We start from the raw sequence: 1,394 nt of genomic DNA on the forward strand, positions 1-1,394 counted from the left end.
GAGAGAGAAAGTTATCCACAGATCATGGGGTTATGCACCCCATATCTTAAGATTGACCAGTGACATAAGCCGCCCATTTATCCATATAGACACGGCGCTGTTCTAAATAATCAGTCCGACGATAGGCACGCTCTACTTTGCCGCCAACTGTATGACTTAGAATAGTTTCAGCGACCTCATAGGGAGCATCGGTTGTTTCAGCAAGCCAATTGCGTAAACTAGAACGAAAACCATGCGGGCAGGCTTCAAGTTTATTGTCTCTCATATATTTTGCCATACAATTCTCAGCAAGGGGAGCACGACCGGAAAAAGACAGAATGAAATTACTTTTGGAAATACAACGGGCTTGTTTAATCACTTTTAGCGCTTCAGATGATAGAGGTACGCGAAATTCTGTTGTAGCGTCACGCAAACCTTTCATATTCTCAGCAGGAATAGTCCATACATCATCTTCAATCTGATCTTCACGAATATGACGCAAAGGGTTGGTACGAACGCCTGTCAGGATAAGCAAGCGCAAAGCCAGTTGTGTTATGTTTTGTGTTTTACAGAGTAACTGATAAAAGGCGGGAACATCTTTCCAATCCATTGCAGGTCTATTAGTGGTTTTATGACGTTGTTTACCTAAGAGCGCGCGTGCTTTTTCTGTTGCTTGTAAATCAACATCTAACCCTAATGCAGCCGCATGTTTGAGACAAAGATTAAGACGATTTAGTGCTTTCTCTGCTGTTGCAGCTTTTGTATGCCAGATAGGAGCAAGGGTATTGCGTATCTCTGTTTGTGTAATCTCTGAAACGGGCAGACAGCCCAATTTAGGGAGAATATGAAGGCGTAATGGTAAAAACCAATCACAAGCTTTACCATCTCTTTTTAATTCAGCTTTACGGCTTTCAAAAGCATCTAAAGCAATGTTTTTTAAATAATGAAGATTACGCATTGCCTCACGCTTTTGTTTATCGCGTTCTTTAATGGGGTCACGACCCTCATGTAAAACAGCACGCCATTGGTTTGCCAATTCACGGGCTTTTTTTAAAGAGACATGTCTTAAGGCGCCCAAGCCCATTTCACGGCGCCGACCGTGAATGGTATAACGATAAAGCCATTGAGCACCACCATCTTTACGCTTATGGAGGATCAAGCCGGCACCATCATTATATTTGCCAGCTCCCAATGTTGCGACAGCCCTTGCGTTAAGACGATTCATAAGAACCATTTTCATTCCTTTCTTATACAGTTTTACCCACACGCCAGCCCCGCTTATGCCGTGCAAGCAAATGGGTTTGTTTGATTCAAGATAAACAGATTTGAAATGAGAGAATCTTACGTTATTCGAGACTCTCATTCAACATACAAAACAGTGAATTATCATTATAAATCAGTGTGTTGTAGGTTTA

General features: G+C 42.0%; 1 protein-coding gene. It reads right to left on the reverse strand.

Features of this window, described 5'->3' with window-relative positions; all coding sequences use genetic code 11:
- Positions 1–46: 46 nt before the first annotated feature.
- Positions 47–1,213, reverse strand: a complete 1,167-nt coding sequence (locus ACFING_RS09780) for a tyrosine-type recombinase/integrase (RefSeq protein WP_375612608.1) — start codon at positions 1,211–1,213, stop codon at positions 47–49.
- Positions 1,214–1,394 lie beyond the last annotated feature (181 nt).

The sequence above is a fragment of the Bartonella sp. AP150HLJHH genome (assembly GCF_042196385.1).
Classification (GTDB): domain Bacteria; phylum Pseudomonadota; class Alphaproteobacteria; order Rhizobiales; family Rhizobiaceae; genus Bartonella.

Coding starts and splice junctions, on each gene's coding strand:
- ACFING_RS09780 (WP_375612608.1), bottom strand. CDS start 1,213: ATGGTTCTTATGAATCGTCTTAACGCAAGGGCTGTCGCAACATTGGGA.